Genomic DNA, 13,095 nt, shown 5'->3' with positions numbered 1-13,095 from the left:
GTGCAATGCGTTCGCGAGCAAGAACTGGGCCTCCCCCTCGCTCCTACAAAAGCGTCAGGCGGCTTCGGTCTGCTCCGCGCCGATGTCTTTCTTCAGCAGGTGCGCCGCCAGAGTGCGCAATGGCGTGAGCTGTCGGCAGATGAGCGCCAGCTGGGTCTGCACCAGGCGGTGGGCGTCATCCTGTTCATCGGGCAGCTCTTCCAGGCGCTTGGCCAGCGTGTCTTCCTCGTCGCTGTAGATGGCCACCGGGCGCCGCTCGTTGAGGCGCGCGGCGATGTCGTCGAGGCTGGCGGTGAGGCGCTCGGCGGCCTCGGCGATGAGGTCGTCGTTGACGTCCGGCGGCAGCTGGTTGCGGTGCGCGCCGAGGGCGGAAAGGTAGCTGAGCAGGGTGTGGGACAGCACCAGGAAGCGGAAGCCGATCTCCGCGTCCTTCCGGAAGTGGCCGGGCTCGAGCAGCATGTTCGACAGTGTGGTGGAGAGCGTCGCGTCGGCGTTGTGCGCGTTGCGCCGGGCAGTACGGTAGGCGAGGTCGTCGCGCTTGCCGTTGGCGTACTGCTGCATGATTTCCCGCAGGTAGCGGCTGTTGCACGCCAGGGTGCCGCCGACCAGCCGGTGCAGGCTGCGCCCGTGCCAGTCGGGCAGCACCAGGAACACCGCGATGCCGGCGATCAGCGCGCCGAGCAGGGTATCGAACAGGCGCGGCAGGATCAGCCCGTAGCCGTCGCCCACCTGGTTGAAGCAGAACAGCACCAGCAGGGTGATCGCCGCCGTCGCCAGGGTGTAGCGGGTACTTCGCGTGGCGAAGAAGGCGACCCCGGCCACTACCGCCAGCAGCGACTGGATCAGTGGGTTGGGGAACAGGTCGATCAGCGCCCAGCCGGCGACCAGGCCGACCAGCGTGCCGAGTATCCGCTGCACCAGGCGGATGCGCGTGGCGCCGTAGTTCGGCTGGCAGACGAACACCGTGGTGAGCATGATCCAGTAACCCTGGGTCGGGTGGATCAGGTGCAGCACGCCGTAGCCGGCAGCCAGCGCCAGTGACAGGCGCAGGGCGTGGCGGAACAGCAGCGAGGTCGGCGAAATCTGCAGGCGGATGCGCTCCAGGGCATCCTTGAACGAGCGCGGCGAGCGGTCCAGCAGGGTGCTGTCCTGTTCGTCGTCCAGCGCATCGGGATTGCTCGCGCCGCTGAGCTTGCGGTCCAGCGTGGTGAGGTTGGCCGCCAGGGCGCCGAGGGAGCGCAGCAGGCCGCGCCAGGCCGGGTTACCCTGCTGGCGCAGGTGTTCCAGCGAGGCGTTGAGGTCGGCCAGGGCCAGTTCGCTGTCGTTGTAGTCGAACGGCTGGCGCAGCTGGATCGCCTTCGCCAGTGCCTTGCACGCCTTGCCCTGCTGGTTGAGCAGACGCTGGCAGCGGAACAGCACATCGCTATGGAAGAACGCCTCGGCCAACTGGTTGTACGGATAGTGCGAGGAACTGGCGCGCTCGTGGACGTCCTGTGCGATGAAATAGAGTTTCAGGTAGCGGCTGATCTTCGGGCTCGGCCTGCCGTGGGAGAGGCGTGCCAGGATGGTTTCCTTGGCCTGGTTCAGCGCCACCACCACGCGGCCGTTCTGCCGCGCCAGGGCCAGGCGCTGGGCCTCGACATCCAGGTGGCGCAGCGGCTCCAGCAGGGTCGACTTGATCTTCAGGTACTCGCCCAGTTCGAGGAACAGCTTCGCCAGGCTCTGTTGCACCGGCTGATTGGCGAACAGTGCGTTCCACAGTACCGAGAGCAGCCCGTACCAGCCGGCGCCGGCCACCAGCAGCAGGGGCTCGCGCCAGAAGTCGGCGGGCGTGCCGCCGCGCTGGTCGACGCCGATCATGGTGTAGATCGACAGGATCAGGGTCGCCAAGGCGATGGCCGCGTAGCGCTCGCCCAGGGCTCCGAGCAGCGTCATCGCGAAGGTCGAGAGCGCCAGCCCGGCGACAAAAAGGGGCGGGTAGGGGAACAGCAGTTCCACCGCCAGCGAGGCGATGCTGAAACAGGCCAGCGTCACCAGCAGCGCCTGCAGGCGGCCGAGCCAGTGATCGTCGGTTTCCGCCAGGGCGCTGGCGATGACCCCGAGGAACAGCGGGATCACCAGCTCCGGTCGGCCCTGCAGCCAGCACGTGAGCATGACTCCGCTGAGGGCAACGAATACCCGCAGGCTGTAGGCGAACTTGTCCAGCGCCCAGAGGCGCTGCAGAGACTGGAGCAGTGGAGAGGAGAACATGCGCGTGCGGACTTCCGAATGTCTGCTGCTCAGACTAGCGGAACGTCTGCCGCGCTGCTATCGCGAGCGCGACACGCTGCTGCGCCTGCTTACCAACCGTGGCGCGATGCTCTTTGCAGGAGCGAGCTTGCTCGCGAACAATGGTTTGCCGGCGATACCGTACGGTTCGCGAGCAAGCTCGCTCCTACAGAAAGCAGGCAGAGCTAGAGAATCCGCGCCTTGAACGAACGGCCCTTGATCTTGCCTTCGTTGAAGTGCTTCAGCGCCTGCCTGGCGACGTCACGTTCCACGGCGACGAACGCCTGGAAGTCGAAGATGGCGATCTTGCCGACCTGCGTGCCCTTGAGTCCCGCGTCGCCGGTCAGCCCGCCGAGGATATCGCCGGGGCGCAGCTTGTCCTTGCGCCCGCCGGCGATGCCCAGGGTGGTCATAGGCGGCAGCAGCGGGGCGTCGTTGGCCTTGAGGAAGTCGATGCGCTCCCAGTTCAGCGGCGCACCCTGCAGGTCTTCGATGGCCTGGGCGCGGCTGGCTTCGGCCGGCGTCACCAGCGACAGCGCCAGGCCCTTCTCGCCGGCGCGGCCGCTGCGCCCGATGCGGTGCACATGGACCTGCGCATCGCGCGACAGCTCGACGTTGATCACCGCTTCCAGCGCGGCGATGTCCAGCCCGCGGGCGGCCACGTCGGTGGCCACCAGCACGCTGCAGCTGCGGTTGGCGAACATGGTCAGCACCTGGTCGCGCTCGCGCTGCTCGAGGTCACCGTGCAGGGCCAGGGCGGAGATCTTGCGGGCGTTGAGCTGCTCCACCACTTCCATGCACTGCTGGCGGGTATGGCAGAAGGCGACGCAGGATTGCGGGCGGAAATGCTGGAGCAGGCGCACGACGGCATCGAGGCGCTGCTTGGGATCGATCTCGTAGAAGTGCTGTTCGATCTGGCTGTCGTCGTGCAGTGCTTCCACTTCCACGCGCTCGGGGTTCTTCAGGAACTTCGCCGCCAGTTGGCCGATGCCGTCGGGGTAGGTAGCGGAGAACAGCAGGGTCTGCCGGCGCGCCGGAGCCTGGCCGATGATGTCGGCGATGCTGTCGTAGAAGCCCATGTCGAGCATGCGGTCAGCTTCGTCCAGTACCAGGGTGTTCAGGCCGTCGAGCTTGAGGGTGCCGCGGCGCAGGTGTTCCTGAATGCGCCCCGGCGTACCGACCACCACGTGGGCGCCGTGCTCCAGCGAACCGATCTGCGGGCCGAAGGGCGTACCGCCGCAGAGGGTCAGCACCTTGATGTTGTCGGCGGCGCGGGCGAGGCGGCGGATCTCCTTGGCGACCTGGTCGGCCAGCTCGCGAGTCGGGCACAGCACCAGTGCCTGGCAGCCGAAATAACGCGGATTCAGCGGGCTGAGCAGACCGATGCCGAAGGCGGCGGTCTTGCCGCTACCGGTCTTGGCCTGGGCGATCAGATCGCGGCCCTTGAGGATCGCCGGCAGGGCGGCGGCCTGGATCGGCGTCATCTCGCGGTAACCGAGAGAATCGAGGTTGGCCAGCAGGTCGGCCGACAGCGCGAGGGTGGAAAATGCAGAGGTGGTCACGAAGGGAGCCCGGGTGAATCCATATGGCCGCGCAGTGTAGCAGGAGAGCCCCTCAAAAGGGCTGAGAAGCCTGTATGGCAAGGGTTTGAGGCCACTCGTCAGAATTTCTCCAAGTAGCGATGAACGGTTTTTTCAAGAGATTCGCTTTCCGCAGATTTTTATCGTAGAGTTTCCGGACTGTGTTTGCATGGGTCGCCGTCGATCGTGACCTGATGCGGTCGGTTATTCCACCCCGTCCTGCTCGACTCCTTGTAACTCCTTGCAACTCAGTTCCTGGCCATTCGTGGCTAATTTCAAAAATACGTTCCAAGGAGAACACCATGTCGAATCGTCAGAACGGCACCGTCAAGTGGTTCAACGAGACCAAAGGCTACGGCTTCATTACCCCGGAAAGCGGCCCGGACGTGTTCGTACACTTCCGCGCTATCGAAGGTAACGGCTTCAAGACTCTGGCCGAAGGCCAGAAGGTCAGCTTCGAAGTCGTGCAGGGCCAGAAAGGCATGCAGGCCGAGCGCGTGCAGGTGATCTAAGATCCCCTGGCGTCAGCCGAAAAAGAACCCCGGGTGGAAACATCCGGGGTTTTTTATTGCCTATGTCCTTGTCGCCTATAGTGCTGCCATCGATTTTCCGGAGCTGCCATCCATGCCATCGCCCGCCTTCCGCCTGCTGCTCGCCGGCCTGCTCGTTTCGGGCGGCGCCCTTGCCGCCGACGCGCCCGCCCAGCCCACCTGGGGGTGGGTGGAGACGCTCATGCTGATGCCCGAACAGGCCCCCCTCAAGGCGAAGCTGGATACCGGCGCGCAGACCTCGGTGATGGACGCGCGCAACATCACGCGCATCAAGAAGAACGACGAGCGCTGGGTACAGTACGACGTGATGCTGACTGACCCGGCGACCGGCAAGGAAGAGCGCCTGCCTTTCGAGCGGCGTGTCGAGCGCGTGCTCAAGTTCAAGACCGCCAGCGGCGTCGAGCGCGCTCCGGTGGTGCTGATGGACGTTTGCCTGGGCGGCAAGGTCTACCGTGAGCAGTTCACCCTGCGCGACCGCCAGACCCTGGATTACCCGGTGCTGCTGGGGCGTCGCACCCTGGAACACCTGGGGCCGGTGGACGTCTCGAAGACGCAAACCGCCGCGCCGACCTGCAAGCCCTGATCAATGCTCGTCGACACCATGCTCGGGTTCGACCCGGCGTGGTGTGGTGCGGCCGTCTTCGGCGTTGAGCTGGAAGAAGATTGCGGCCGCCAGCATCGAGAGGATGCCAACGCTGAAGTAGGTCGCGTGGAAGGCCGACAGCACATCGCCCTGCACGCTTTCCTGATCGCCCGTGAACCCGCCCAGCAGCGCTGCCGCACAGGCGATGCCCATGCCGATGGATAGCTGCATGACCACCGAGAGCAGGCTGTTGCCGGCGCTGGCGTTGTCGTCGCGCAGATCGATCAGGGTCAGGGTGTTCATCGCAGTGAACTGCAGCGAGTTGATCCCGCCCAGCACTGCCAACTGCACCAGCAGCAGGGCGTAAGGGGTGTCCTGGTCGACCAGGCCGAGGCTGGCGATCATCGCGCCCAGCAGCAACGTGTTGCTGACCAGCAATTTGCGATAGCCGAACAGGTCCAGCAGCGGTCGCGCCAGCGACTTGATGACCATGGCCGCCAGGGCCATCGGGATCATGGTCATGCCCGCGCGCGATGGCGAGAAGCCCAGGCCGATCTGCAGCAGCAGCGGGGTGAGGAAGGGCAGGGAGCCGCTGCCCAGGCGCGCGAACAGGTTGCCCAGTACGCCCACGGCGAAGGTGCGTGTGGCGAACAGCGACGGTGGGAACAGCGGTGCTTCGATGCGCAGCGCACGCAGCCAGTAAGCCGCCAGCAGTACCAGCCCGCCCACCAGCAACAGGACCACGCGCACGTGGGGCATGTGCAGTTCGCCCAGGCCTTCGAGAGCGATGGTGATCAGCACCATGGCGCCACCGAACAGCAGGAAACCGATCGAGTCGAAACGCGTCGCACGAACACCGTGCAGGTCGGGCATCAGGCGCAGGGCGACGATGAAGCCCACCAGCCCGACCGGCAGGTTGATCAGGAAGATCCAGTGCCAGCTGGCGTACTCCACCAGCCAGCCACCCAGCGTGGGGCCGGCCAGCGGCCCGAGCAGGCCGGGAATGGTGACGAAGCTGAGGATGCGCACCAGCTCCGTGCGCGGGTACACGCGCAGGATCACCAGGCGCCCTACCGGCATCATCAGCGCGCCGCCGATACCCTGCACCACGCGGGCGCCGACCAGGGTGCCGAGGCTGGGCGAGAGCGCGCAGAGCAGCGAGCCGAAGCTGAACAGGAAGATCGCGAAGAGGAACACCCGACGGGTGCCGAAACGGTCGGAGATCCAGCCGGAAGAGGGGATCAGCAGCGCCACGGTGAGCAGGTAGGCGATCACCACGCCCTGCATGCGCAGCGGGTCCTCGTCCAGCGAGCGGGCCATGCTCGGCAGCGCGGTGTTGAGGATGGTGCCGTCCAGGGCCTGCATGAAGAAGGCGATGGCCACCAGCCAGGGCAGCAGGCGAGCCACGCGGGGCGTGAGAATGAAGGGGTCGCTCATGGTCGGTCCGTCAGGCGGGAATGGCTCTAGCTTAGGGAATCTTTGGCGGTCGCGGGGGAAATTGCCGCGAGCTGGGTACAACCATGTTCGCGCGGATCGCTCCGCAGTGATTGTACGAATGGCCGCCCGTGGACATCGGTGAACAGCGAAAAAGTTCCCGGCCACAGCTCTGCAATCGCAGCGGTCGGCGAAGTTGTGAGCGAGCCGTGCCATTGCCCGATCGCGCTGGCCGGGGTGGAACAACGGCCGCGGCGCCCGGTCGATATGGCGTCCGGTATTCCCTTGGAGTCAGCAATGTCCGTCAAACCCCGCGTTACCCTCGCACTGGCCGCCCTGCTGGCGGCTTCCTCGGCATTTGCCTTCAACCTGGGCGATGCCGCCAAGGCGGTATCCGGCGCGACCGGCGCCGATACCTCGCGAGTCGCCTCCACCCCGCAGACCAGCGGCCTGCTCAACGCCCTGACCGGCCAGCTCGGCGTCAGCGACGAACAGGCCCTCGGCGGTACCGGCGCCCTGCTGGGCCTGGCGAAGAACAAGCTCAGCACCGCCGACTATTCGCAGCTGGCGAAGACCGTCCCCGGCCTCGACAAACTCACCGGCAGCAACGCCCTGGGTGGCCTGGGCGGGCAGCTCGGCAATCTTGGCGGCGGCGCTTCCAGCGGCCTGCTGGGCAACGTCAGCAGCATGGGCGACGTGAGCAAGGCCTTCGGTGCGCTGGGCATGGACCAGGACATGACTGGCAAATTCTCCAGCGTGCTGCTGGATTACCTCGGCAAGCAGGGCGCCAACAGCAACCTGCTCGGCACCCTGGGCAGTCTCTGGGGCACCGGCGCCTGATATCCGCCGGCCGGCGCGGAACCGCCGCGCCGGGCACCGGTCCTATCGACGATCCGGCCCCGATCTGGGGTCGGACAGTCGTTCTCCGGAGCCGTCGATGCCCACCCGTTCCGCCGTCTTCCTGGCCGCCGCCTGGCTGGTCGCGTCCCCTGTGTTCGCCGCTACCTTCACCGACACCAGCGAGCCCGCCGCTGAAACCCAGGGCGTGCCGCCGGCCGCCAATGCACTGCTGGGCAACCTCACCCGGCAACTGGGCGTCAGCGAGCAGCAGGCCATTGGTGGCACGGGTGCCCTGCTGGGGCTGGCGATGAACAGCCTGAAGGAAACCGACACGGCGCAATTGCAGAAATCCCTGCCGAATCTCGACCAGCTCGCCGGCAACAGTTCGCTGGGCGACCTGGGTGGGGCGCTGGGTGGTTTCGGCGGGTTGGGCAACGCCGCGGCGCTGCTGGGTGGAATCAACAACCTGCAGGACGTCGACCAGATATTCGGCGTGCTGGGCATGGACCAGTCGATGATCGGCCGCTTTGCCGGGGTGATCCTCGACTACTTCACCGAACAGGGCCTCAGCAGCCAACTGCTCGGTACACTCGGCGGACTCTGGGGCACCCCGCTGACGCCGGCGGCGCCGGTCGCCGGGCGGGGTGCGTAGGGAGCCTCAGAACTCCTGGCGCAACTGCTCGATGCGCTGGTCCTTCTGTTCCCACAACTGCGACACCCAGTTCTGCACGTACTGGCGGAATTGCGCATCGTTCTCGTAATCGCCCTGCCATAGCGCGGGGTCGATCTCGCGTGCCTGGATGTCGACGATGACACGCGGCACGCGGCCGCATAGCAGATCCCAGAAGCCCGGTCGCGGGCCCTTCGGGTAGACCAGGGTGACGTCCAGCAGGGTATCGAGCTGCTCGCCCAGGGCCGCCAGCACGAAGGCCACGCCGCCGGCTTTGGGCTTCAGCAGGTTCTGGTAGGGCGATTGTTGCTGGGCCTGCTTGGCCGGGGTGAAGCGCGTGCCTTCGAGGTAGTTCACCACGGTCACCGGCATGCGCTTGAACTTCTCGCAGGCGGCCTTGGTGATCTCGAGGTCCTTGCCCTTGAGCTCCGGGTGCTTTTCCAGGAAGGCCTTGCTGTAGCGCTTCATGAAGGGATAGTCGAGCGCCCAGAAGGCCAGGCCGAGGAAGGGCACCCAGATCAGCTCCTTCTTGAGGAAGAACTTGAAGTAGGGCGTCTTGCGGTTGAAGGCCTGCACCAGCGCCGGGATGTCGACCCAGGACTGGTGGTTGCTGATCACCAGGTAGGACGTGTCGCCGCGCAACTGGGCGGAGCCACGGATGTCCCACACGGTCGGGGTCAGCAGGGCGAAGATGGCCTTGTCGATCTCCGCCCAGGTCTCGGCGATCCACATCACCCCGCGCGAGCAGGCATCCTTCGCTGCTTGTCCGGGAACGATGAGCTTGAGCAGGGCGATCAGCAGCATCGGGCCGATCAGGATCAGGGTGTTGAGCAGCAACAGGAGGCTGGCGAAGACGCCGGTCAGTGCCTGCATGGGGTCCTTTCCTTTTGCGACGGTGGCTGGAGCATGATACGCAGCCGACGTAGGGTTCCCAAGCGCCCCTCCCGCTGCAGTGGCCGGAAGACTATGCTCTGGGGGTCATACTCCGAGGCCTGCCATGTCCGACTCGCCGTACCTGCGCATTCCCGTCGAAGCCGTCACTTTAGGGATGTATGTGCACGAGCTGTGCGGATCGTGGGTGAACCATCCGTTCTGGCGCGCGCGCTTCCTGCTGGAAGATCCCGAAGATTTGCGACGCCTGAAGCACAGTGCGGTGCGCGAGGTGCTGATCGACCCCCGCCGCGGTTGTCTGCCGGTGTCACCGACATCTGCGCAGACTGGCGCGGCAGCCGCCGAGCAGACGCGGGAAGCGGCCGCGCCCCTCGCCCCGCCGATTGCCCGGCGCAGCCTGGAGGACGAGCTGCAAGTCGCCCGCCAACTGTGCATCCGCTCCAAGGAAATGGTCCTGGCCATGTTCCAGGATGCCCGCATGGGGCGCGTGGTCGATGCCGAGGGCGCGCACCAGTTGGTGGGTGACATCGCCGCTTCCATGCAACGACATCCCGACGCAGTCATCAGCCTTGCACGGCTGAAGACCGCCGACGAGTACACCTACCTGCATTCGGTCGCCGTTTGTGCCTTGATGATCGCCCTGGCGCGGGAGCTCGGCCTGGATGAAAACCTGGTGCGTGAAGCCGGCCTTGCCGGGCTGCTCCACGACATCGGCAAGATGACGGTGCCGATGGCGGTGCTGAACAAGCCGGGTCGCCTCGACGAGAGCGAGTTCGCCAGTGTGCGCGAGCACCCCTGGCGCGGTGGCGAGATTCTCCGCGAGGGCCGCCATGTCAGCGCGCTGGTGCTGGATGTGTGCCTGCACCACCACGAGAAACTCGACGGCACCGGCTACCCGCACCGCCTCGCCGGCGAGCAGGTCAGCCTGTTCGCGCGCATGGGCGCGGTCTGCGACATTTACGATGCGATCACCTCCGACCGCCCCTACAAGGCCGGCTGGGACCCGGCCGAATCACTGCAACGCATGTCGCAATGGTGCGGTGGGCACCTCGACCAGCAGGTATTCCGCGCCTTCGTCCGGTGCCTGGGCATCTACCCCATCGGCGCGCTGGTGCGCCTGGAAAGCGAGCGCCTGGCAGTGGTGGTGGAACAGGGCGCGGAACTGCTGCTGCCGGTGGTCAAGGTCTTCTATTCGACGCGCACCCGTGCGGCGATTCCCTTCGAGGTGCTCGACCTGTCGCGGTGCAAGGGCCGCGAGCGCATTGTCAGCCGCGAGTCGCCGGACAAATGGGGCTTCCGCAACCTGGAGGCGCTGTGGAGTGGGCTGGACCGCCGGCGCGGCTCGTTGTTCGACGCGTGAAGCGGGTGTGCTGGCGAACCTATGGCGGGCGTGATAGTCCTATGCGCTACACCCGCCCAACCCGGAGTTCCCGCGTGAAACGCGCCCTCGCCCTGCTATCCCTTTTTGCCTTGCCCGGCCTCGCCCTGGCCGCCGAGACCAAACTCTACGGCCGCTACGAGTGGGTCAGCCTGCCTGAGCTCGATCAGACCCTGCAGGCCAAGATGGACACCGGCGCCTACACCTCCTCGCTGTCGGCCAAGGATATCCAGATCTTCCAGCGCGACGGCGAGGACTGGGTGCGCTTCAAACTGGCCACCAAGGATGGCGGCGACTCGGTGTACGAACACAAGCTGGCGCGCATCTCCAAGATCAAGAACCGCTCGGACGGCGCCGGCGAGGATGAAGAGGAAGAGTCCGGCCCCGGCCTCAGCCAGCGCCCGGTGATCGAACTGCCGGTGTGCCTGGGCGGCGACCAGCGCACCATCGAGGTCAACCTCACCGACCGCAGCCACTTCAACTACCCCTTCCTGATGGGCGCCAAGGGCCTGCGCAAGTTCCACGTCGCGGTGGACGCGGGCGAGCGCTTCGTCGCCGGCAAGCCGGACTGCTCCTGATCCTCGATTGACGCGGCGCGGGGCTTGGTGGACCCTTCCGGGACCTTCCCGGGAATCGGAATCCCATGCCCCACATCCTCATCGTCGAAGATGAAGCCGCCATCGCCGACACGCTGCTCTATGCCCTGCAGGCCGAAGGTTTCGAAACGACCTGGCTGAACCTCGCCGGCCCCGCCCTCGAGCGCCTGCAGCGCGAGGGCTTCGACCTGGTCATCCTCGACGTCGGGCTGCCGGATATCAGCGGCTTCGAAGCCTGCAAGCAACTGCGTCGCTTCTCCGAGGTGCCGGTGATCTTCCTCACCGCGCGCAACGCCGAGATCGACCGTGTGGTCGGCCTGGAAATCGGTGCCGACGACTACGTCGTCAAACCCTTCAGCCCGCGCGAAGTCGCCGCGCGGGTGAAGGCCATCCTCAAGCGCACCGCACCGCGTGAAGCGCCTGCCCCCGCGGTGATCGGCAACGGCCCGTTCGAGGTGGACGAGGAGCGTTTCCAGATCCGCTACCGCGGCCAGCCGCTGAGCCTGACCCGCCACGAATTCCGCCTGCTGCAGACGCTGCTGGCGCGCCCCGAGCGGGTGTTCAGCCGCGAGCAGTTGCTCGATGCCCTGGGCGTCGCTGCCGACGCCGGCTACGAGCGCAATGTGGACAGCCACATCAAGAGCCTGCGCGCCAAGCTGCGCCAGGTCGCCCCCGCCGCCGAACCGATCCAGACCCACCGCGGCCTGGGCTACAGCTACGCGCCGGACAAGAGCTGATGCGCCTGTCGCTGCGGATCTTCCTGGTCTACTTCTTCTTCGTCGGGCTGACCGGCTGGTTCGTATTGCGCACGGTGATGGACGAGATCCGCCCCGGCGTGCGCCAGTCCAGCGAAGAGACCCTGGTGGATACCGCCAACCTGCTGGCCGAGATTCTGCAGGCCGACGTGAAGCGCGGCACCCTCGACCAGAGCCGCCTGCCCGAGATGCTTCGCGCCTATGGCGCGCGCAGCCCGCAGGCGGACATCTGGGGCGTGAACAAGACCGCGGTGAACCACCGCATCTACGTGACCGACGCGCGCGGCATCGTCCTGCTGGATTCCCTCGGCCAGGCCGTGGGCCAGGACTACTCGCGCTGGAACGACGTCTACCTGACCCTGCGCGGCCAGTACGGCGCGCGTTCCAGCCGCGAGTCGGCGGACGACCCGGAATCCTCGGTGATGTATGTCGCCGCGCCGATCCGCGATGGCGAGAAGATCATCGGCGTGGTTTCGGTCTCCAAACCCAACCGCACGTTGCAGCCCTATATCGACCGTTCGCAACGGCGCCTCGCGTGGCTCGGTGCGGGGCTGATCGTGCTCGGCCTGCTGGTCGGCGCGGGGCTGTCCTGGTGGCTGAGCCGCTCGCTGGATCGCCTGACCCGCTACGCCCAGGCGGTCAGCGAAGGGCGCCGCGCGGAACTGCCGCGCTATCGCGGGGGCGAGATGGCGCAGCTGGCCGGCGCCGTGGAGCGCATGCGTGTGCAACTGGAGGGCAAGGATTACGTCGAGCGCTACGTGCACACCCTGACCCACGAACTGAAGAGCCCGCTGGCGGCGATCCGTGGCGCCGCAGAGTTGCTCGAAGGCGAGATGCCCGCCGAGCAGCGTGCGCGCTTCGTCGGCAACATCGCGGGAGAAAGCGAGCGCCTGCAGCAGCTGATCGAACGCTTGCTGAATCTGGCCCAGGTGGAGCAGCGCCAGGGACTGGAGGAGCGCGTGCCGGTGGCCTTGCATGAACTGGCCAGCGAGCTGGTCGATGAGCGCATGGCGCGGGTGCAGGGCGTGCAGCTGGAGAACGCCATCGCGCCGCAGGCGACGGTACACGGCGAGCGCTTCCTGCTGCGCCAGGCGCTGGGCAACCTGCTGGACAACGCACTGGATTTCACACCGCCGGGTGGTGTCATTCGTTTCGATGCGCAGCCCGATGGCGAGGGCTGGCGCGTCGAACTGTTCAACCAGGGCGAAGCCATTCCGGAGTTCGCCCTGCCGCGCCTGACCGAGCGTTTCTACTCCCTGCCGCGCCCGGCGAGTGGCCGCAAGAGCACCGGGCTGGGGCTCAACTTCGTCGCGGAAGTGGCGACCTTGCATGGCGGTGAGTTGAGCGTGGAGAACGTCGACGGCGGCGTCCGCGCGACTCTGTTCCTGCCCTTGTAGGACTGAGGGGGACGCCCAGTCCTGGCTCGCGAACATGCTCCGCTGTGGGGGGCAGGTTCGCGAGCAAGCTCGCTCCTACGAAAAGCCATAGCCACACAATCCCCACAGACTCTCCACATTCCGCCCCGAGCGCCACCACGCGCGAACCCCAC

At 66.5% G+C, this 13,095-nt stretch carries 12 protein-coding genes; 8 read left to right on the top strand and 4 right to left on the bottom strand.

The window, feature by feature from the left end; all coding sequences use genetic code 11:
- Nucleotides 1-54 precede the first annotated feature (54 nt).
- Both yccS and dbpA read right to left on the bottom strand, forming a co-directional pair.
- On the bottom strand, nucleotides 55-2,250 hold the full coding sequence (gene yccS, locus GJV37_RS18220; RefSeq protein ID WP_193452812.1) for a YccS family putative transporter: 2,196 nt from the start codon (nucleotides 2,248-2,250) through the stop codon (nucleotides 55-57).
- Nucleotides 2,251-2,453: 203 nt separating this feature from the next.
- Complete coding sequence (gene dbpA, locus GJV37_RS18215; protein WP_193452811.1) at nucleotides 2,454-3,830, bottom strand: ATP-dependent RNA helicase DbpA; 1,377 nt, start codon at nucleotides 3,828-3,830, stop codon at nucleotides 2,454-2,456.
- A 320-nt stretch (nucleotides 3,831-4,150) separates the two neighbouring features.
- Here dbpA and GJV37_RS18210 point away from each other — a divergent pair, with 320 nt between their 5' ends.
- The gene (locus GJV37_RS18210) at nucleotides 4,151-4,360 is read left to right on the top strand and encodes a cold-shock protein (protein WP_017520182.1); all 210 of its coding nucleotides are present in this window, start codon (nucleotides 4,151-4,153) and stop codon (nucleotides 4,358-4,360) included.
- Between the two features lie 112 nt (nucleotides 4,361-4,472).
- Nucleotides 4,473-4,982 carry a retropepsin-like aspartic peptidase RloA3 gene (gene rloA3 / locus GJV37_RS18205; protein ID WP_170857986.1) on the top strand — a complete coding sequence of 170 codons (510 nt, stop codon included), beginning with the start codon at nucleotides 4,473-4,475 and terminating at the stop codon, nucleotides 4,980-4,982.
- Here the strand turns inward: rloA3 and mdtD are convergent, their stop codons facing one another.
- On the bottom strand, nucleotides 4,983-6,419 hold the full coding sequence (mdtD, locus tag GJV37_RS18200) for a multidrug transporter subunit MdtD (protein WP_024766518.1): 1,437 nt from the start codon (nucleotides 6,417-6,419) through the stop codon (nucleotides 4,983-4,985).
- A gap of 294 nt (nucleotides 6,420-6,713) precedes the next feature.
- Here mdtD and GJV37_RS18195 point away from each other — a divergent pair, with 294 nt between their 5' ends.
- Both GJV37_RS18195 and GJV37_RS18190 read left to right on the top strand, forming a co-directional pair.
- Nucleotides 6,714-7,256, top strand: coding sequence for a DUF2780 domain-containing protein (locus GJV37_RS18195; protein ID WP_024766519.1), 543 nt, complete (start codon nucleotides 6,714-6,716; stop codon nucleotides 7,254-7,256).
- 97 nt (nucleotides 7,257-7,353) lie between these two features.
- The gene (locus GJV37_RS18190; protein WP_054907974.1) at nucleotides 7,354-7,908 is read left to right on the top strand and encodes a DUF2780 domain-containing protein; all 555 of its coding nucleotides are present in this window, start codon (nucleotides 7,354-7,356) and stop codon (nucleotides 7,906-7,908) included.
- Nucleotides 7,909-7,914: 6 nt separating this feature from the next.
- On the opposite strand, the gene GJV37_RS18185 is transcribed toward GJV37_RS18190, so the two are convergent.
- On the bottom strand, nucleotides 7,915-8,799 hold the full coding sequence (locus GJV37_RS18185; protein ID WP_065086271.1) for an acyltransferase: 885 nt from the start codon (nucleotides 8,797-8,799) through the stop codon (nucleotides 7,915-7,917).
- A 124-nt stretch (nucleotides 8,800-8,923) separates the two neighbouring features.
- On the opposite strand from GJV37_RS18185, the gene GJV37_RS18180 reads away from it, so the two are divergent.
- From GJV37_RS18180 to creC, 4 genes are all read left to right on the top strand, one after another.
- Nucleotides 8,924-10,177: a cyclic di-GMP phosphodiesterase gene (locus tag GJV37_RS18180; protein WP_170857985.1), complete on the top strand. Its 1,254-nt coding sequence runs from the start codon at nucleotides 8,924-8,926 to the stop codon at nucleotides 10,175-10,177.
- Between the two features lie 74 nt (nucleotides 10,178-10,251).
- Nucleotides 10,252-10,773: a retropepsin-like aspartic peptidase RloA2 gene (gene rloA2 / locus GJV37_RS18175; RefSeq protein WP_065086273.1), complete on the top strand. Its 522-nt coding sequence runs from the start codon at nucleotides 10,252-10,254 to the stop codon at nucleotides 10,771-10,773.
- Nucleotides 10,774-10,838: 65 nt separating this feature from the next.
- Nucleotides 10,839-11,528: a two-component system response regulator CreB gene (creB, locus tag GJV37_RS18170; RefSeq protein ID WP_170857984.1), complete on the top strand. Its 690-nt coding sequence runs from the start codon at nucleotides 10,839-10,841 to the stop codon at nucleotides 11,526-11,528.
- A complete protein-coding gene (creC, locus tag GJV37_RS18165; RefSeq protein ID WP_065086274.1) occupies nucleotides 11,528-12,943 on the top strand; it encodes a two-component system sensor histidine kinase CreC in 1,416 nt (471 codons plus the stop codon). Before creB ends, creC begins: the two co-directional genes overlap by 1 nt.
- Nucleotides 12,944-13,095: the final 152 nt, after the last annotated feature.

The sequence above is a fragment of the Pseudomonas nitroreducens genome (genome assembly GCF_010994165.1).
GTDB classification, from domain to species: Bacteria; Pseudomonadota; Gammaproteobacteria; order Pseudomonadales; family Pseudomonadaceae; genus Pseudomonas; species Pseudomonas nitroreducens.
The sequence above is the reverse complement of the archived record's forward strand: the minus strand, read 5'-3'. Positions and strand labels throughout refer to the sequence as shown.